The 18152-nt window shown below is 60.2% G+C and carries 15 protein-coding genes; 5 read left to right on the top strand and 10 right to left on the bottom strand.

The features are described from left to right. Window positions 1-79: 79 nt before the first annotated feature. A complete protein-coding gene (locus BDD14_RS11805; RefSeq protein ID WP_130418984.1) occupies window positions 80-2680 on the top strand; it encodes a M1 family metallopeptidase in 2601 nt (866 codons plus the stop codon). Continuing rightward, window positions 2653-3933 (top strand): MFS transporter, encoded by a 1281-nt coding sequence (locus tag BDD14_RS11800; protein WP_130418983.1) that lies wholly within the window; start codon window positions 2653-2655, stop codon window positions 3931-3933. The genes BDD14_RS11805 and BDD14_RS11800 overlap by 28 nt, the downstream gene beginning before the upstream one ends. A gap of 89 nt (window positions 3934-4022) precedes the next feature. Here BDD14_RS11800 and BDD14_RS11795 read toward each other — a convergent pair whose 3' ends face one another. Continuing rightward, window positions 4023-5204: a glycoside hydrolase family 27 protein gene (locus tag BDD14_RS11795; RefSeq protein ID WP_130418982.1), complete on the bottom strand. Its 1182-nt coding sequence runs from the start codon at window positions 5202-5204 to the stop codon at window positions 4023-4025. Between the two features lie 158 nt (window positions 5205-5362). Between BDD14_RS11795 and BDD14_RS11790 the strand changes: the two genes are divergently transcribed. Continuing rightward, entirely contained in the window at window positions 5363-5998 is a 636-nt protein-coding gene (locus tag BDD14_RS11790) for a pyridoxamine 5'-phosphate oxidase family protein (RefSeq protein WP_130418981.1), read from the top strand. Between the two features lie 3 nt (window positions 5999-6001). On the opposite strand, the gene BDD14_RS11785 is transcribed toward BDD14_RS11790, so the two are convergent. The 8 genes from BDD14_RS11785 to nadC form a co-directional block, all read right to left on the bottom strand. Next, a complete protein-coding gene (locus tag BDD14_RS11785) occupies window positions 6002-6469 on the bottom strand; it encodes a GNAT family N-acetyltransferase (protein WP_242617895.1) in 468 nt (155 codons plus the stop codon). A gap of 70 nt (window positions 6470-6539) precedes the next feature. Then, window positions 6540-6824, bottom strand: coding sequence for a hypothetical protein (locus BDD14_RS11780; protein WP_130418979.1), 285 nt, complete (start codon window positions 6822-6824; stop codon window positions 6540-6542). 115 nt (window positions 6825-6939) lie between these two features. After that, complete coding sequence (locus BDD14_RS11775) at window positions 6940-7488, bottom strand: CHRD domain-containing protein (protein WP_130418978.1); 549 nt, start codon at window positions 7486-7488, stop codon at window positions 6940-6942. Window positions 7489-7647: 159 nt separating this feature from the next. After that, window positions 7648-10311, bottom strand: coding sequence for a ComEC/Rec2 family competence protein (locus BDD14_RS11770; protein ID WP_242617894.1), 2664 nt, complete (start codon window positions 10309-10311; stop codon window positions 7648-7650). Between the two features lie 81 nt (window positions 10312-10392). Beyond that, window positions 10393-11694, bottom strand: coding sequence for a 23S rRNA (uracil(1939)-C(5))-methyltransferase RlmD (gene rlmD, locus BDD14_RS11765; protein WP_130418976.1), 1302 nt, complete (start codon window positions 11692-11694; stop codon window positions 10393-10395). A gap of 15 nt (window positions 11695-11709) precedes the next feature. Continuing rightward, the gene (locus BDD14_RS11760) at window positions 11710-12426 is read right to left on the bottom strand and encodes a hypothetical protein (RefSeq protein WP_130418975.1); all 717 of its coding nucleotides are present in this window, start codon (window positions 12424-12426) and stop codon (window positions 11710-11712) included. Window positions 12427-12496: 70 nt separating this feature from the next. Beyond that, a complete protein-coding gene (locus BDD14_RS11755; RefSeq protein WP_130418974.1) occupies window positions 12497-13297 on the bottom strand; it encodes a biotin--[acetyl-CoA-carboxylase] ligase in 801 nt (266 codons plus the stop codon). A 5-nt stretch (window positions 13298-13302) separates the two neighbouring features. Continuing rightward, window positions 13303-14187, bottom strand: coding sequence for a carboxylating nicotinate-nucleotide diphosphorylase (nadC, locus tag BDD14_RS11750; protein WP_130418973.1), 885 nt, complete (start codon window positions 14185-14187; stop codon window positions 13303-13305). 51 nt (window positions 14188-14238) lie between these two features. On the opposite strand from nadC, the gene BDD14_RS11745 reads away from it, so the two are divergent. Next, window positions 14239-14649, top strand: a complete 411-nt coding sequence (locus tag BDD14_RS11745; RefSeq protein WP_165420035.1) for a hypothetical protein — start codon at window positions 14239-14241, stop codon at window positions 14647-14649. Window positions 14650-14653: 4 nt separating this feature from the next. Here the strand turns inward: BDD14_RS11745 and BDD14_RS11740 are convergent, their stop codons facing one another. Further along, window positions 14654-17434: a valine--tRNA ligase gene (locus tag BDD14_RS11740; protein WP_130418971.1), complete on the bottom strand. Its 2781-nt coding sequence runs from the start codon at window positions 17432-17434 to the stop codon at window positions 14654-14656. Window positions 17435-17521: 87 nt separating this feature from the next. On the opposite strand from BDD14_RS11740, the gene BDD14_RS11735 reads away from it, so the two are divergent. Next, window positions 17522-18061, top strand: a complete 540-nt coding sequence (locus BDD14_RS11735; protein WP_130418970.1) for a bactofilin family protein — start codon at window positions 17522-17524, stop codon at window positions 18059-18061. Window positions 18062-18152: the final 91 nt, after the last annotated feature.

The following is an 18152-nucleotide window of genomic DNA, read 5'->3' as shown; positions in this document are numbered from 1 at the left end:
GCAGTCTTCCGTCACAAATCTTCAATGTTCAAGCGAGGCGCTGGATGAGCCGGAGCCGGCAGTTGGGTATTCTTAAAGAATGCTTCTGGGAACCATCCTTCACCGCGCCGTCCTTCTCGCCTCGCTCTCGCCTTTCGCCGCAGTTGCTTTGCATGCCCAGCGCCTTCCGGGCGGCGTGCATCCGGAGCACTACTCGCTGACGCTGACGCCTGACCTGAAGGCAGCGACATTTTCCGGAGAAGAGACGATCGATGTTGTGCTCGATGCTCCGAGCAAGGCAATCACGCTGAATGCGGCTGAGATCAGGTTTCTTTCCGTGACAGCGGGGTCGCAGACGGCGGAGGTCTCGCTGGACAGCGGGAAGGAGCAGGCGACCTTTACGTTTCCGCAGGCCGTTCCTGCGGGCAAGGTGACGCTCGGCATCCGCTATACGGGAATCCTGAATGACAAACTGCGCGGGTTCTATCTTTCGAAGACGAAGAGCCGCAACTATGCGGTAACACAGTTCGAGCCTACGGATGCGCGGCGTGCGTATCCGAGCTTCGATGAGCCGGCCTTGAAGGCTACGTACGACATTGCTCTCGTCGTCGATTCCGCGGATACGGCTATCTCGAATACCGAGATCGTGTCGGACAAGCCGGGCCCCATGGAAGGGAAGCACACGGTGAAGTTTCGGACAACGCCGAAGATGTCGACCTATCTGGTCGCGTTTCTCGTAGGTGATTTCAAGTGCACCAGCGGCAAGGCCGATGGGGTACCTATCCGTGCCTGTTCGACTCCGGACAAGGTGGCGATGACGAAGTTCGCGGTTGAGAGCGCGGAGTACATTCTTCCGTACTACGACAAGTACTTCGGCATCAAGTATCCGATGCCGAAGCTGGACATGGTTGCGCTGCCGGACTTCGAGGCGGGCGCGATGGAAAACTTCGGCTGCATTACCTATCGCGAGACCGACCTGCTGGTGGACGAGAAGACGAGCGCGATTCCGGCGAAGAAACGGGTTGCAATCGTGGTGGCGCACGAGATGGCGCACCAGTGGTTCGGCGATATGGTGACGATGCAGTGGTGGGACAATCTGTGGCTGAACGAGGGATTTGCGACCTGGATGGAGTCGAAACCGGTGGCGAAGTGGAAACCGGAGTGGAATTTTCCGCAAGACGATGCGCGTGGACTGGATGTAACCCTGAATCTCGACTCGCAGAAGACGACGCGCACGATTCGAGCGAAGGCTGAGACGCCCGGCGAGATCAACGAGATGTTCGACGGCATCGCGTATGGAAAGGCTGGAGCCGTTTTGGGCATGGTGGAGAACTATCTTGGCGAAGAGACTTTCCGCCAGGGCGTGCACAACTATCTGGCGGCGCATCTGTATGCGAACGCAACCGCCGAGGACTTCTGGAGCGCACAGACCGCAACCTCTCACCAGCCGGTCGACAAGATCATGCAGAGCTTCGTAACCCAGCCGGGAGTTCCTCTGCTTACGTTCTCGGAGCAGGGCGCGAATGGTGTTCCGGTCGCGCAGAGCCGGTTCTTTCTTTCAGGAGCGGCTGCGGATTCGTCGCAGCAGTGGACGCTTCCGGTATGTGTGAAGAGCAATGGAAAGCCTCTCTGCCGTGTGCTGACGCCGGAGGATGCGACCCTGCCGCTCGCGGCGGATGCGAAGCTGCCTTTCTTTTACGGCAATGCGAGGGCGAAGGGATACTATCGCACGGCTTATACGCCAACGCAGCTTGCGGCGATCGTTGCGAAGGCAGAATCGCTGACCCCAGAGGAGAGGATCGGCCTTGTGGGCGACCGATGGGCGCTGGTGCGTTCGGGGCAGGCGGATGCGGGCGAGTTCATGAATCTGGTGCTTGCCCTGAAGAACGATTCTCATGGCGAAGTGATGGGGACGGCGCTGGACAAGGTGAGGTCGATCGACTCGCGCATTGCAACGGACGAGGATCGCACGCGGCTGGCTGCAGTTGTACGGCGGGAGCTAGGACCGGTCTACGCTGCGCTGGGGCGTCCTTGCGCGGGTGAGTCTTACGATCGCGAGCAGCTGCGCGCCGAGCTGATGGAGGCCCTGGGGGATGCGAAGGACCCCGCAGTCCTGACGGAGGCGAAGGAGCTGGCGGAGCGCGCCTATGCGCCTGGGGCGCGGGGGGAGAAGGGGCTGGATCCGCTGCTGACGGCCACAGCCATCTCGGTAACGGCAGCCCAGGGCGATGCGGCGTTATACGAGAAGATTATGGCAGCGAGCAAAGACGGCGGCGATCCCGGGCTGCAATCGGAAGCCCTGCGGACGCTGGCTCTGTTTACCGATCCTGCGCTGGTGACGAGGACACTGGACTATGTGGTCTCGGGTGAGGTGAGGAACCAGGATAGCTGGATTCCGATTGCGATCCTGCTCTCGGGACGCGATACCCGGGAGACCACGTGGAGTTACATCCAGAAGAACTGGGAGAAGGTCCATGCGCAGTTCACGACCAACTCCGGATCTCGTGTCGTGGGTGCGGCGGGGACCTTCTGCTCGGTCGAAAAGCGGGATGAGGTGGCGAGCTTCTTCGCGTCGCACAAGGTCGACGCGGCTGAGCGCACGCTGGCCAAGGCTCTCGACAATATCAACGACTGCGTGCGGGTTCGCACCGCACAGGAGCCGAACCTGCAGCGATGGCTGGCGAGCCAGACGAAGCCGTGAGCGCCTCTACGGAGGTGAGTGCGAAGGCACCCTCGACGATCCGCCAGTGGGCTCCGGCCTTGTCTATGACACTGCTGGGCCTGCTGAGCTATGTGGATCGCAGCGTGCTCGCGATCCTGAGTCCGACGATTCTTGCGGCGCTGCATCTATCGGCGACGCAATATGGCTATGCCATCCTCGTCTTCAGCCTCTGCTATATGCTTGCCAACCCGATCTGGGGCTTCTGGATGGATCGCGCGGGGCTGTGGGTGACGACGCTTGGCGCGGTCGCGATATGGTCGATCGCGTCGGGCAGCCACGGCCTGATGATGGGCTTTGCGGGGATGTGTCTTGCTCGAGGCGTACTGGGATTCGGCGAGGGTGCAACCTTTCCCGCCGGCCTGAAGACGGTGACCGAGACGCTTCCAGAGGAGAAGCGCTCGTTCGGTCTGGGAATCGCGTACAGCGGAAGCTCCCTGGGCGCGGCACTGACACCTTTGCTGATCACTCCGGTCGCGGTGCGATGGGGATGGCGCGCCGCCTTTGGCGTAACTACCGTGCTGGGCCTGTTGTGGATCGCCTTGTGGGTGGTGTTGCGAATCTCGGGCTGGTATGCGGCACCGGCGACTGCGATCACTGAAGACCGTGCGCCGATCGAGATGGGGGAATCGCGCTGGAGCCGCAACCTCTTCGCTGCTGCTGCTGCCTATGGGCTGGGAGCTGCGCCGCTGGCCTTTGGACTGTATGCCGCACCGCTCTATCTCACGCGGGTGATGCATCTGAGCCAGACTTCGCTTGGCCATCTTCTCTGGCTGCCACCTGCGGGATGGGAGGCAGGCTACCTCATCTTTGGACGGCTTGCCGATATCAGGCGTCGCAACGATAGGAAACGCGGCCAGTCGCGGCGGCCGGGCTCGATCTTTCTGCTGCTCTCTGCCGCCGGATTTCTGATTGTGCTTGCGCCCATGGCCGCACGCAGTGCCGCCCCGGTCTTCGCGACGATGCTTCTCTTCTTTCTGCAGATGTTCGTTGCGGGCGGCTTTGTCGTGTTTCCTCTTGCCGATGGGATGGCGGTGCTGCCGAAGGAGCACTCGGCATTCCTGGCGGGGTTCTGCATCTCGGCGTGGGCACTTGCGAGCGGCCTGCTGATGCCTCTGCTGGGCCATCTCTTCGATCACCGGCAATATGGTCTGACGTTCTGGCTGGTCGCGTGCCTGCCTCCGGTGGGCACGCTTCTCTGGCGGGTTCTCGCCACACCCCGTCGAGCGAGTTGATTGGATCGCGCTCCGATTGAGACTTCATATCAAGCGAGAGAGGCCGTCTGCCAACCAGCAGACGGCTTCTTTTTCCTGCGTGATTCGCGTTAGAAGTTCAGCCTGACCAGGATGGTTCCATGGCTCGGGACCTCAGCCGTGAAGCTGCCTTTTGCTGTCGCGTCCTTGTGAGTCCACAGGTTACGAATCGTGGCGGGGAGAGTGGAGGGATAGCCGATCTCGTTCCACGCCACGGTTATGCTTTCCGTCGCCTTGCCGCGGTTGACCAGAGCCACCGCTCGTCCGCCATCGGCAAGCTGCTTGGACCAGATCTCCGTATCGCCATTCCGTTTCACGCGACGTCCCTGCTGGCCCAGCGCATCCTGATCGATCGCGATCACCTCTTTGTTCAGAAGAATCTCCTTTGTGTCTGCGGACATCTTTGCGATGTCGTTTCCGGCCAGCAGAGGCGCGGAGAAGATGGCCCACATGCTGAAGTGCGTGCGATATTCTTCGGTGGTCATGCCGCCGTTGCCTACTTCGAGCATGTCGGGATCGTTCCAGTGTCCCGGACCGGAGTAGCTTTCGATACCGTCCATCAGGTCGAGAATCTGGGTGACACCTCCGCCACCCCACTCACGCTTGCAGTCCCAGCAGTCCTGAATGTCGGGTGTTGCGCGCCACAGGTTTCCGACAGGGCCTGCCCACAGCCAGGGCTTGGTGGAGCCCCATTCGCAGATGCTGAAGACGATAGGTCGGCCCGAGGCTTTGAGTGCTTCGCGCATGAGGGTGTAGGAGGACTCGCTGTTCTGATTTGGAAGCGTATTGCACCAGTCTTCTTTCAGATAATCGACTCCCCAGGCGGCGTACTGTCGCGCATCCTGGTATTCGTGGCCGATGCTGCCCGGCCGCTTGGCGCAGGTCATCGTGCCGACGTCGGTGTAGATTCCGAACTTCAAGCCCTTGGAATGAATGTAGTCGGCCAATGCCTTGATGCCGGAGGGGAACTTCTCCGCGTCGACGATGATGTTGCCTTCGGCATCGCGGCCGGTCTGCCAGCAGTCATCGATGATGACGTACTGATATCCGGCGTCCTTCATACCGTTGGAGGCCATCTCGTCGGCTGTCTCGCGCACGACCTTCTCGTTCAGACCTTTGCAGGCAAATTTGTTCCAGCTGTTCCACCCCATGGGCGGGGTTCGCGCCAAACCATTGTCGAGCGCAACGCCCGTCGCCGAAACACCCATCATCCATACAGCTACCCACAAGGCAATTATCAGCTTACGATTCATTCACAGTCCCCCAGTTTCAGATGTGCATTGGCTTTGTTGTTGACGACGGAAGCATTCTACCCTTTGGAAGCAGCGATCGGTCGAGGCTGAGTGAAACTTCGAATCATGTCTTCTGAGAGCGAATCCAATCTTTATCACACGAAGAAAGGAGCGATGTCATGGGCCGCAGCTTCGCACAGATCGCCTTTACTCCGCTGGTGAAAGAGCAACAGGCAAAGCGTGGCAGCCGCACGCAGTATGAGCGCATCGAAAAGCTCTCTCCGCCCGGCGATGCACTGTCGGAGTACGAGAAGGAGTTTATTCTTGCGCGCGACTCCTTTTATCTTGCAACGGTAAGTGAGACTGGCTGGCCTTACATCCAGCATCGCGGAGGAGAGCGGGGCTTTCTTCATGTGCTCGATGATCGCACCGTCGGTTTCGTCGACTATCGGGGTAACCGTCAGTACATCAGCCTCGGCAACCTTGGCCACGACGATCGCGTGGCGCTCTTTCTGATGGACTACCCATCGCGAACACGCCTCAAGATTCTAGGTCACGCGACGGTGCACGAAGGTGAGGGCGCGAAGCAATTTGTCGAACAGCTCAGCACATCCGAGGGTCGAAAACTAGTTGAGCGAGCGATCATCATCCGCGTGGACGCCTTCGACTGGAACTGCCAGCAGCACATAACGCCGCGCTATACCGAGGAACAGATCGTAAAGGTCATGGCGCCTCTTCATCAGCGTCTTGCCGCTCTTGAAGAGGAGAACAAGGGTCTCCGCGAGCAGATTGCCGGGCGCGCGGAGGCTGGCTGAGCTCTACGGTTGTGGGAGCTGTTTTTCGTAGCAGAAGAATCTCAGCCCCGGCCGCATCCTGAGCGAGATCTCGCCCGCAAAACGATAACCAAGGGCTGGGAAGAGCCGCTGTGTCGCCTGGTTCTGCTTGTTGGTATCGGTGCGGATGAGGAAGATACCTTGCGCTACTGCAACGCGTTCCGCCTCAAGCATCAAGGCCTTCGCCACGCCAGCACCTCGAAAGAGAGGATCGACCGCGAGGCGATGAACTACCACCGCGGGTTGCGTGATGTCCCAGTCTGCCTGGGTGTAGTCGGGTTCCGGATCTGTGGTCAACGCGACAACGCCCGCAACCTCTTCCTCGATCTCGGCAATACAGAGCCGCCGGCGCTCGATGTCGTCGAGGAACACCGCTTCGTTCGGATACTTGTCATCCCATTGAAAATTTCCTTCGGCGTGCATCAGGGGAACGACACGGCGCACGATCCTCATCAAGGACGAAAGGTCGTGCTTTCTTGCCAGTCTGGTCCGCATAACCCCAAGCTTAGCAGGGCGTGCATGGCTACATGATGCGGAAGCGTTCACGCATCAGGCGTTGAAACCTTGGTCTCCATATCAGGTCATACGCAAGTTCCTTGCCAGGAAACATCACAAGCGCAGCTCTCCGGGAATCGGCGATCATCTGGGATGCCTCCTCGATGGAGAGGCTTCTGTCCTGGGCGATCACCTGCATCACCATGTTCATCATCATCTGCATCCGCCGGATGAGCTTCTGTTCCTCTGCCTGCTCCTCGGCTTTGGATGCAACGATGTCCTGCTCTGCTTTCTTCAGGTCCTGCTTCTCCATAGGCCTGCCTCCGCTGTTCCCACGGTACTCCTAAACGAAGCGGAGCTGCACGGAGAATGCAGAGGCGGGGAGTCAGCCAAGGCACATGGCGCGGCACGGAATGGACAGCGAAACATCAGATACGAATACGGCGGCGAAGCACTGAGGCCAATCCAGCCGCGCCAGTGCCAAGGAGCAGAAGGGTACCGGGCTCCGGCGTTGGAACAATCTGGCCCCTTATCTCCCCGCCGGGAAACGTGGCATTGTGGATATTGGTATAAGCGGTGCCATTATTCATTCCCGCAATAAGTCCAGCCTGTGTGCCACCCCCACTGAAGACAAAGGTCGAGAGGTCAATTGTGATGTCGTAGGTTCCCGATGTGGTGGTGGGGAAGTCGTCAAAAGGAACCCACACGGGGGCATTCGTTCCGATTGCCGCGCAGCAATGAATATGCGCCGCGCTTGGGTTTCCTCCGATCAGGCCGGAGTATTCAATATGAATTGCCAGCAGATCGTCCGTCAGCGAGAGGGACGCGATGCCAGTCGCCGGGGATGCATTCGGTGGAGTTTCATTAGCTCCGCTCATAAGCGCGGCGAAGGTTAGAGTGTCGGCGAGGGCGGATGATGAAAAGAACATCATCCCCGCCAACGCACATCCTGTCAGGTGTTGCTTCCATGTGGTCATGTTTGATCCTCTCGAAGTAAGGTTTCAGAGGGCCCATGGTGCGCTTCTACTGTAGCTACCTGACGGCTGGTTTGGCGCGGTTTCAATTGTAAAAAATCTCATCCGAGCGCCGCGCCAACAAAGCAAAGCGCTTAGGGATACGGTCACTGGAAGAAAGTATCAGGGCTCGTCGTCTCCCGCACCGAGAACCTGGCGGACCTCGCCATCTCGATTCATCAGAAAGGTCGTCAGGCCGAACTCGTCGGTTCTGTAGAGCCGGGTTCCTGCCGCAGCGATCCTGGCAATCACCTCAGGGCGCGGATGTCCGAAGGTGTTGCCTTTGCCGACGGAGACAACCGCATCCCTGGGCGCGAGCGCAGCAAAGAACTCCGGTGTCGTCGAGGTGCGGCTGCCGTGATGCCCTACCTTCAACAGCGTTACAGGAGTGAGGCCGCGCGCAAGCATCGCCTGTTCGCTCGACGCTTCCGCATCGCCTTCCAACAACACGGAAGCCTTGCCATACTCCAGGCGCATCACGAGGGAGTCGTTATTTGCGGGTTCACCAGAATTTGTGTAGCGCGGCGAGGGAGCCAGCACGCTCAACTGCGATCCGCTCCAGGCAAGGCTGGTCCCGGCGGATAGATGACGCACTCGAACGCCAAGCGTTGCGGCTTCGTGCAACAGAGCACGATATGCCTCTGAGTCGGGATCGACCGCGACCCACAACTCGCGCGGGCGAAAGTTGCGCATCACTGCAGACATTCCACCCATGTGATCGCTATGCGCGTGGCTCAGCACCAGCACATCGAGCCTCCGGATTCGCCGCGACCACAGGTAGGGCGAGACCACCTCTTCGCCTACATCGAACGTGCTCGTGGTTGCGGCTGACTCGTTCAAGCCGCCAACCGGGCCCCCGGCGTCCACCAGTATCGTGCCGCCCTGCGGGCTGACGACCAGCAGCGAATCTCCCTGGCCAACATCGATCGCAGTGACCTCCAGCGTACCCTTCGTGATGGTCGGCGCCTCTGGCCACAGCACCGCGGCAAGGGCCAGCGGAAGCGTGGCCGCGGCGACCCACGCCCATGCCCGGGATCTTCGTACCGCCCAACAACAGAAGGTCCACACGCCTAATGCCACCAACCCGATCCACCATGCTGGCGCAGGAACTCGAACCTCGGTTGTCTGGATCTGGCTGACTCTTCCTATGATCCACACGATGCCATGGAGGAGCAGGGCAGTTCCTGCGGCTGGAATAAGAGCCACCCACGGGCCGAGCAGTGCGGCGAAGAAGGTGAGTACGGCAAGTGGTGCCAGCAGGCTGACGACGGGGACGGTCAGCATGTTGGCCGGCAGCGCGAACAGGGTGGCCCTGTGGAAGTAGACCGCCATCGGTAATGCCATCACCATCTCGGCTACAAGGCCGATCAGTGCGAGTTCGGCGGCGAAGAGCAGAGCTCGAATTACAGCTCCGGGCATAAGGCGAGCCCAATGGCCGAAGAGTCCCGCCAGCGCCTCGCCCCACATGCGAACCATAACGCGGAATTGGGCGAGCTTCGGGGGGAGAACGGGCTCCATCCAAAGCTCATGCAGTCTCCGCGATGCACGCAGGTATGGGAGGAAGGTTCGTTCCCCAAGAGGAACCGCGATTCCCGCAATGGCGACGATTGCGAGAAACGTCATCTGAAAGCTAGCCTCGAAGAGACTCGATGGAGACCAGATCAGTTCTGCCAGAGCCGCCGCTCCCAGTGCATTCAATACGCTGCCCTCGCGAGTGAGCAGACGCGCCAGCAGAAATACCGTGGTCATGAAAAGCGCGCGCTGTACGGGGGCGCCGAAACCTGTCAATAACGCGTAAGCGGACATCAATGCGAGTGTTGCCAGAGTTGCCAGCCAGCGGCGAAAGCGAAGCCTTTGGAATACCCAGAAGACGATGCCCGCCAGCAGCGCAACGTGCATTCCCGAGACAACGAAGAGATGAAAGGAACCCGTGCGCTCGAACCCTAGTCGCAGCGTGTGGCTCAGTCGCGTCCGGTCGCCGAAGATCATCGCGTTCAGCATGCCGGCGTCCTCTTCCGTGAGCCTCATCCCAGCGAGCAGGCCCCGGTTCGCTGCGGAGTGAACCAGGCCCAGCATCCGGTCCGAAGCCCAGCTCTGTGCGGCGTAGACCTGGCATCGTAGATCGACGCCGCTTCCGGACATGATGTGCATCTTCGTCGATCGCACGCTTCCATGTGCCGAGATGCCCTGCGCAAGAAGATAGTCGGCATATTGCCAGGCTCCTGGATCGCGATACCGCTCCGGAATCTTCAGACGCAGCGGCATCTCCACTTCATCGCCGCAATGGAGTGCAGGCAGTGCTTGATCCTGCGAGATGACAATCGCGCGCACACCGCCCTTTACCGGAACCATTCGCGAGATATCCGGGGTCACCTCTTCCATTGCATCCACAGCCACATCGATCGAAAGTGCAGCGGCAGCCCGAGGCACGAGGTCGACCGGCGAGGCGGGATCGTTGTCTCGATCCGCTGGCTTGTCCTCGGTCGCAAGTGAGCGGATGCGCACTACGTGCCCGTGTACCATGCGGCTCAATCCGTCGGCGTATCGAAGAAGCTCGTGCTGGGCCTGGGGGACAGGGCGAATCTGCCAGCACCAGATTCCCGTCGCGATCCAGAGAGCCGCCACGGGAAATACGGCTATCCGAAACGCGGATCGCAGTGCGATTACGGCGAGGAGGAGAAGAAGCAGGAGCGCCGTTCCGAGGATCACGGGCGGTTGCCAGTGTCGTGCGATGGCGATGCCGAAGGCAAACCAGCAAGCGGCAGCCAGCAGCGGTGCTCGCCGCAATTGGAGCCGCTCCATCGTTGCTGTGGCCCGGTATTTCTCTGCGTGGCCCGTCAGAACTCTGCTCCCGCTAATACTTCTGCATCAAAGCCGGAGGACCGCCACCGTCTCCTGGTGGAAGGTCTGAGGAAACATATCGACAAGATGCAGTTGGTTCAGCTTGTAGCCGGAGTCTACCATTGCGCGCAGATCGCGCCCCAGCGTTGCGGGATCGCAGGAGACATAGACCACCTCCGGAGCCTTCAGTCGAGCCAGCAACGCGCAGACCTCCGATCCAACACCCGCACGCGGAGGGTCCATGACAATGAGCTCAGGGCGATCGCGTTCGAGGACGGCTTGGCGCAAAAACTCGACTGTAGTTGAAGCGATGGCTCGCCTTCCCGGGCCGCGGAGGTTCGTCTCCAGATCGCCTTTCGCAGCCTCCACGGCAACTACCTCGGCAAATTGACTGGCGAGGATGCGCGAGAAAAGTCCCACGCCGGCGTAGAGGTCCCATGCAAGTCTTCCGCTTCTGCCTGCACACACCAGTTCGGTGAGTTGAGCAACTATGGCCCGGTTCACCTGAAAGAAACTTCCGCGGCTCACCCAGTAGGTCTCATCGGCGACCGTGTAGTTCAATCCGGCTGCTCCCCAGGTTGCTCCCGGCTGCATGCGGAGCGACTTGCGTCCACGCCCGCTGGTCTCCATGATCTGCACACCGGCTCCGGCAAGCTGGGGCAACTGTTCGCACAGCGCTTCACAAAGCTCGCTAAATCCTTTGACGGGTTGAGAACTGACAAAAAGTGTCATCTGCAGCTTCTGCTCGTCGCCGGTAGTGAAGAACTCGATCTCTTGTGTCGCATTTGCCCACTGGGGAAAGCTGCCCGCGCGTTGAAGAAACGTCTCTGCTGCGTACCACAGAAGGGGTGCGGCGATAGGGCACATCTGCACCGGCAAAAACTCGCTCGATCCGCGCCGCAGGTAGCCCACTCGTAACTCCCAGTCGACCATCGCGACACGCAGACGGATACGATTCCTGTACTCCCACGGTTGGGCTGCATGCACCTGCATTGCGGGCAGAGAATTCAATCCTGCTCTCTCCAGGGTCTCCTGCAGGATGCTCTGCTTCAGACGGAGCTGCGCGTCATACGATGCATGTTGATATTGGCATCCGCCACATACGCCGAAGTGAACACACTGCGGAGCGATACGATCGGACGACGCGGCGATGACATGCCTGAGCGCTGCGTCTTTGAAGTTGTCCCGTGTATCGGCGACCTCTGCTTCCACCACTTCACCCGGAAGGGTGAATGGCACAAAGACGATCTCGCGTGTTGCCGCACCGGAAGCTTCGACATGTGCCAGACCGGCGCCACCGTAGACGACTTTTTCGATCGATAACTTCATCGGTTACAAATCATCTCATCCAAGAGACATGTAAAAGAGACTCAACCTGGGCAGGCTGCGCGCTTCCAGCAGTTTCTTTTGCAGGAACTGCTGCTGCACCTGCTTGATCTGGACTGCCTGCATCTTGCCCCGGTAAGGAGCAAGCTCGCGCGAAGCCTGCTCTCGCAGGGCCGTCAGCTCGGTTTCCGCGGCTGCGGTCAGCAAGGCCGCGAAGATCTTCTCTTCGAGCACCGTCAGGGTGCGGTCGAGGTCTTCCAGTGGAACTGTTGGATCAACGCGCAGGCCAGCGGCGAGCGCTCGAAGCCGCGCACCAGTCTCTGCAACGACCGCATCGGCCGGAGGTGCGATCTTCGCTGCTTCGAGCACTCTTGCATTGTCTTCAAGGTACTTCGCCACGCGCTCGCTCTCGAAGCCGCTTTCCGTCGGTTCTGTTGCGCCTACGTTCGACGCCCCCACGGCGGCTTCCATCGCCTGCTCGACAGCCTCCATCACGCTCTGGGCACACCATGCCAAGCCGTTGACCTTGCGCAGACGGCTCGAGGTACGCCGCGCCCGCTCATCGTATTTATCGAAGGCGTTGTCGATTCCGCGCAGAACAGCCTCGAGCGGGATGCCTGCCTCACGCCATGTCTCGATCAACGCCCAGTCGAGCGTAGACAGCATCAACAGCGATCCCCGCCGATGCTGGAACCTCTCCTCGATCTCGGTAAAATAATTGAAGTAATTCTGCATCGTTATTGTTCTGTAGAAGATTGGCTCCGCGACGCGTCTGGTTGCGTTGTTGCATCTGCCCTGCGCGGCATCAATGTTGTTCCCGTACGCCACCGGAGAGCACGGTGCGGCGCACGCCGTCCTCGCAATCGACCAGCAGGAATCCACGGACATCCAGCCCCGCAGTGACGCCAGCATATCCTCCGCTCTCGTCGACATGCACGCGCTTTCCGTGGACCCAGCTCGAAGCCGCAGAGAATCGTTCCAGCAGATCTTTTCCCCCGGGTCTGGCGAGCCGTCGCAGCTCTTTCTCAAGGGCCTGCAGCAGCCTGACGAGGAAGGTCTCCCGCCGTACTGTGCGTCCGCTTTCGCGGCGCAGCGACGTGGCTAGTTGCGAGATCTCCTCTGGGAAGGATTCGTGATTGAGGTTGATGCCAATGCCTATGACGGCGTAGCGCAGTGTAGATTCCAGGCTGCCAGAGGTTGCGGGTGTTATGGACGTCTCTACGAGAATTCCGCCACACTTCTTTCCACCGAGCAAAAGATCGTTCGGCCAGCGGATGTCTGCGTCGAGTCCGGCGACATGCCGAATCGCCTGCCTGGATGCCAGCCCGGTGGCGAGGGAGATCCAGAGCGACCTCTCGAGGGTGAGTGCAGGCGCGACCAGAATGCTGACATACAGGCCATCGCCTGCAATCGAGTGCCAGCGGTGGGCGCCGCGCCCGCGCCCTGTAGTCTGCTCATCCGCGACCCACACGCCCCCGCGTGCGCCCGCCTGTGCAGCCTCCAGCGCCAGCGTATTCGTCGAGCCGACAGAAGGAAGATGCACTAACCTGCCCGCAAACTCTGTCCCTGCAAGCCCCGCTGTAACTTCGTTCAGATCAAATGCCATCGTTGCTAATAGACATCCGCGGTGATGCGCATGCTCAGGTCGACCGCGGTTGCGGAGTGGGTAAGGGCACCGACGGAGACGAAGTCGACTCCCGTGAGCGCATACTTTCGCACGGTCTTCAGATTCATGTTGCCCGACGATTCGATCAGGGTTTCGGGCAGGGCAGCGCGAATCTTCTTTACGGCCTTCTTCGTCTGCGAGGGCGTCATGTTGTCGAGCAGGATGGAGGGTGCTCCACCCGCGATTGCCTGTTCGAGCTCCACGTCGCTGCGAACCTCAACCTGCACCACCTGTCCCGTCTTGTGGCTCTTCATCGCCTTTTCCAGTACGACCAGCAGACCGCCGCCGAGCGAGATGTGGTTGTTCTTGATGAGGATTCCATCCTGCAGATCGAGCCGGTGATTCACACCTCCGCCGCAGCTCACCGCGTACTTATCCAGAATTCTCAGGCCGGGGATCGTCTTGCGCGTATCCAGCACCTTGGTCTTTGTCCTGGCTACGGCATTCACAAAGTCGCGCGTCAGCGTCGCGATGCCGCACATACGCTGCATCAAGTTGAGGATGACGCGTTCGGTTGAGAGCAGGGCTGCGGCATTATGCCGGATGACGGCCAAAGGCTGGCCGGCCCGCACCTTGACGCCATCGAAGATCTCAGGATGGCTCACCACCTCGAAGCGACCTACCGGCCCATTGCTCATTTTGCCGAAGATATCGAGAATTACGGGGATGCTGCCCATTCCGGAGACCACGCACGCCTGCTTGGCGAGGATGGTTCCGGTGGCGCGCAGCTTCGGGTCGACCGTCAATGACGTTGTGACGTCGTTCGCCACCTTGTCTTCGGCCAGTGCCGCCTCGAGGATTGTTCGTATCCGCTTGCTCTTCCAGTCCATTCTGTAATCCTAAACCCCTGAAATGCATCTCAATGCCAGTACAGGATGCCGATGCGACTTTCAACCCAGCTTGCCTATCTCTTCATTCTCGCTCTGCCCGTTGCCTCCATTGCCTGGACGGTGACGCACGAGGAAGTCTTTCGCGAACCGCGTGAATGGTGCAAGGACAAGAGTCAGAACTGTCACGCCCTTGTTCCTCGAAAATTCTTTTACCTCTTCACCTGCGAGTACTGCTTCAGCCATTATGTCGCGGCGCTCTTTCTTCTCATCACGCAGTTTCAGATGCTCTATGAGGGCTGGCGTGGATACCTGGTCGCGTGGTTCGCACTCGTCTGGGTCGCCAATGTCTACATGGGCTTCTTCAATCGCCTGCGGCTGGACATCAAGCATGAGAATGTCGCCATCGCGGTGGATCAGACGAAGGTCAACGGCGATCCTCCTCCGCCGATCCACAAGCCATAGCCCATCAGGCGCCGGGTAGTGCGTCCAGAGCGGCCTTCACCTTGTCATACAGCATCTTTGTCTCTGCCGCCTGCTTCCTGAGGCCTTCCACGATGTGTGCCGGAGCCTTCGCCATAAACGCCTCGTTGCCCAGCTGGCGCTCCGCCGCGATCAGGCCCTTCTCGAGCTTGCCCAACTCCTTCGTCAGCCGCTCGCGCTCGGCGGCGACATCGATCTGCCGCTCGTAGACTACCGCGACGTCGAAGCCTGCAGTCGCTCGGGCGTTGGTGCCGGATAACGCTTCCGTGGCAAACTCAACCTCCGAGACCCGCGCCATCTTCGCCAGCATGTCCCGATTGGCATCGGCGAGCGCGAGTACGCGGTTCTCCGCATGCAGACGGATCGGAGCCGCCTCCCTTTCAGGAACGCCGAGCTCCTTCCGTAGAGCGCGCACGGTCGTGATGATCTCCTGCAACGTCGTCATGGCTGCGACGGAGGCGTCATCCGCAGCGAAGTCCCTTGCCTGCGGATACTGCGTCAGGGCAATCGACTTTGCCGGGGGCTTGCCCTCGTACAGCGCATGCCAAAGCTCTTCGGTAAGGAAGGGCATAAAGGGGCTTAGGAGCCGGAGCGCAGCTTCAAACACCGCGACCAGCGACGCCAGGGTGAGCGCCGTCGTAGCATTCTTTTCCGTGCCTTCTCCGAACTCAAGGCGAAGCTTTACCAGTTCCAGGTACCAGTCGCAGAACTCTTTCCAGAAGAACTGATAGATAGCTGCGGCAGCTTCATCGAAACGGTAATCCGTAAGAGAGCGTGCGACCTCATCGCTTACAGCGTTGAGCCTGCCAAAGATCCATCGCGTCTCAAGCGGAGTGTTTTCTGGAAGCTCAGGAACTGTGCCGCTGGCCAGCATGGACACTTTGTATCCAGCCTCCTTCGCGAGGTCCACCTGCATAAACAGAAAGCGCGCCGCATTCCAGATCTTGTTGGCAAAGGCTCGATAACCTTCGGTCCGCGATTCGCTGAAGGCGATGTCGGTGCCCGGCGAGGCCATGCTGGCGAGGGTGAAACGAACGGCGTCCGTGCCATACTTCGTCACGATCTCGATCGGATCGATGACGTTGCCTTTGGTCTTCGACATCTTCTGCCGGTCTGCATCGCGGACCAGCGCGTGAATGTATACCTCGCGGAAGGGGACAGCGTCCTTCAACGTACGCTTCGATCCGTCGGGCATGGGAACGTCCAGCATGAAGTGGCTGCCCAGCATGATCATCCTTGCCACCCAGAAGAAGAGGATGTCGAAGCCGGTCACCAGCAGCTCAGTCGGGTAAAACTCGGCGAGGTCCGGGGTCAATCCGGAGTCTCCCTCCGCGCCCGGCCAGCCGAAGACGGTGAAGGGAAGCAGACCGCTCGAGAACCACGTATCGAGCACGTCTGTCTCCTGCGTAAGGTCGTTCGATCCGCACTTGCCACAGGCCTGCGGAGTCTCCCGTGCGACTGTGATCTCCCCGCACTTCGCGCAGTGCCACGCCGGAATCCGGTGTCCCCACCAGAGTTGTCGCGAGATGCACCAGTCGTGGATGTTCTTCATCCACTCGTCATAGGTCTTGCGGTACTGATCCGGCGTGAACCGGATATAGCCCTTATCGACGGCCTCGATGGCCTTGTCCGCAAGCGGCTGAATCCTGATGAACCACTGCTGCGAGAGTCGCGGCTCGATGACGACGCCGGTCCGCTGGCTCAGGCCAATGGAGAGGGTATGGTCCTTCACGTCCACCAGCAGACCGCTCTCGCGCAAGTCTTCCACAATCTTCTCGCGCGCGGCATAGCGTTCCATGCCGTCGTAGTGCGAGCCCGGCAGGGTAACGTGCGCGGTTTCGTCGAGAATCGAGAGATTCGGAAGCCCATGCCGCTGTCCGATGGCGAAGTCGTTGGGATCGTGCGCCGGAGTCACCTTTACTGCGCCGGTGCCGAACTCAGGCTTCGCCCAGTCGTCGGCCAGTATTGGAATCTCGCGCTCGGGTCCGCCGTTGACGCCGCTCAGCGGCAGCTTCACCATCTTGCCGATTACGGCTGTGTAACGCTCGTCGGCAGGGTTCACGGCCACGGCAACGTCTCCCAGCATCGTCTCCGGCCGCGTGGTCGCTACGACGATGGAGCCGGTGCCATCGGCCAGCGGATAACGCACATGGTAGATCTTTCCAAGGCGCTCCTCGTGCTCCACTTCGAGGTCGCTGACGGCCGTCTGGATCGCCGGATCCCAGTTCACGATGTAGGCGCCGCGGTAGATCAGCCCCTGCTCCCACAGCCGCACGAAGCACTCCTTCACAGCGACGCTGAGTCGGTCGTCCATGGTGAAGTACTCGCGGCTCCAGTCCACGCTCACGCCCAGACGCTTCATCTGGTCCAGAATCGCGCCGCCGTAGACGCACTTCCACTTCCACACGCGCTCCACGAAGGCTTCGCGTCCCAGCGCGCGGCGGTTCGTGCCCTCGCTGGCGAGCTGGCGCTCCACCATCATCTGCGTCGCGATGCCTGCGTGATCGGTCCCCGGGACCCACACCGCAGTCTCGCCGAGCATCCTGTGCCAGCGCGTCAGGATATCCATCTCCGTCTGGTTCAGCATGTGCCCCATGTGCAGGCGGCCGGTTACATTGGGTGGCGGCAGCAGTATGGTGAACTTCTTGCGGCTCTCGTCCGTATCTTCGGATGTGGCAACGTCGAAGAGGCGCTCCTCAACCCAGTATCTGGCCCAGCGCTCTTCAATGACGGACGGATCGTATGCTTTCGGTAGTTCGTGGCTCATGTGTCTTTAAGCGTAGCATTCGCACAGGCGCGAACTTACCCAGCTCCTGCGGTACTCCCCGGGGTACACTAGCCAGCGAGGTTCTTCATGCGTAGACAGTTTGGCGGAACTCTTCTCTCGGCCGCTCTGATCGTCCTCCTCACGCAAGCAGCCTTTGCCAAAGAAAGATCGCACGGCGACGATCGTGCCAGCTTTGGTTCCGAGATCGTTGTTGCTGAAGGGGAGAGGGCCGGCGACGTTGCCTGCGCCTTCTGCTCGGTCCACATCCACGGAGATGTAACGGGCGATGTCGCTGTCGCATTTGGCTCGGTTACGGTCGATCCCGGCCACTCGATCGCTGGCGATACCGCCATCGTTGCCGGCAATCTCAATCTAGGCGAAGGTTCGAGGGTGGATGGCGATCTTGCCATTCTTGCAGGCGAAGCCCTGGTGGCAGAGGGGGCAGGGATCCACGGCTCGCGGTCCATCATCCCGCAGCCGTTGGGCACGCTGATCCTCCTTGCTCCCCTGTTGATTGTGATCGGAATCGTCTGGTTAGTCGTCTATTTCGTTCGCCGCAACCGCTATCAGTTTCCCGCCTACCCACAGGGACAGGGGATTCATCCCCCTCCTCCTGCCCGCCGGTGAAACGGGACGAGGGCCGAACGTAGTTTTTGACGGAACCGACCCTGGGCTGCCTGCGTATTGTTACCGGAAGCTGAAGTACGGGCGTGCCGCT

It is taken from the genome of Edaphobacter modestus, assembly GCF_004217555.1.
In the GTDB taxonomy this organism is placed as follows: domain Bacteria; phylum Acidobacteriota; class Terriglobia; order Terriglobales; family Acidobacteriaceae; genus Edaphobacter; species Edaphobacter modestus.
This window is presented reverse-complemented; position numbering and strand designations above follow the sequence as displayed.

Bases quoted from the DNA above. Each gene is read 5' to 3' on its own strand.
- rlmD (WP_130418976.1), bottom strand. From the start codon at position 11,694: ATGAAGTTATCGATCGAAAAAGTCGTCTACGGTGGCGCCGGTCTGGCA.
- BDD14_RS11805 (WP_130418984.1), top strand. From the start codon at position 80: ATGCTTCTGGGAACCATCCTTCACCGCGCCGTCCTTCTCGCCTCGCTC.
- BDD14_RS11755 (WP_130418974.1), bottom strand. From the start codon at position 13,297: ATGGCATTTGATCTGAACGAAGTTACAGCGGGGCTTGCAGGGACAGAG.
- BDD14_RS11775 (WP_130418978.1), bottom strand. From the start codon at position 7,488: ATGACCACATGGAAGCAACACCTGACAGGATGTGCGTTGGCGGGGATG.
- BDD14_RS11795 (WP_130418982.1), bottom strand. From the start codon at position 5,204: ATGAATCGTAAGCTGATAATTGCCTTGTGGGTAGCTGTATGGATGATG.
- nadC (WP_130418973.1), bottom strand. From the start codon at position 14,187: ATGGACTGGAAGAGCAAGCGGATACGAACAATCCTCGAGGCGGCACTG.
- BDD14_RS11740 (WP_130418971.1), bottom strand. From the start codon at position 17,434: ATGAGCCACGAACTACCGAAAGCATACGATCCGTCCGTCATTGAAGAG.
- BDD14_RS11735 (WP_130418970.1), top strand. From the start codon at position 17,522: ATGCGTAGACAGTTTGGCGGAACTCTTCTCTCGGCCGCTCTGATCGTC.
- BDD14_RS11800 (WP_130418983.1), top strand. From the start codon at position 2,653: ATGGCTGGCGAGCCAGACGAAGCCGTGAGCGCCTCTACGGAGGTGAGT.
- BDD14_RS11780 (WP_130418979.1), bottom strand. From the start codon at position 6,824: ATGGAGAAGCAGGACCTGAAGAAAGCAGAGCAGGACATCGTTGCATCC.
- BDD14_RS11785 (WP_242617895.1), bottom strand. From the start codon at position 6,469: ATGAGGATCGTGCGCCGTGTCGTTCCCCTGATGCACGCCGAAGGAAAT.
- BDD14_RS11760 (WP_130418975.1), bottom strand. From the start codon at position 12,426: ATGCAGAATTACTTCAATTATTTTACCGAGATCGAGGAGAGGTTCCAG.
- BDD14_RS11790 (WP_130418981.1), top strand. From the start codon at position 5,363: ATGGGCCGCAGCTTCGCACAGATCGCCTTTACTCCGCTGGTGAAAGAG.
- BDD14_RS11745 (WP_165420035.1), top strand. From the start codon at position 14,239: ATGCGACTTTCAACCCAGCTTGCCTATCTCTTCATTCTCGCTCTGCCC.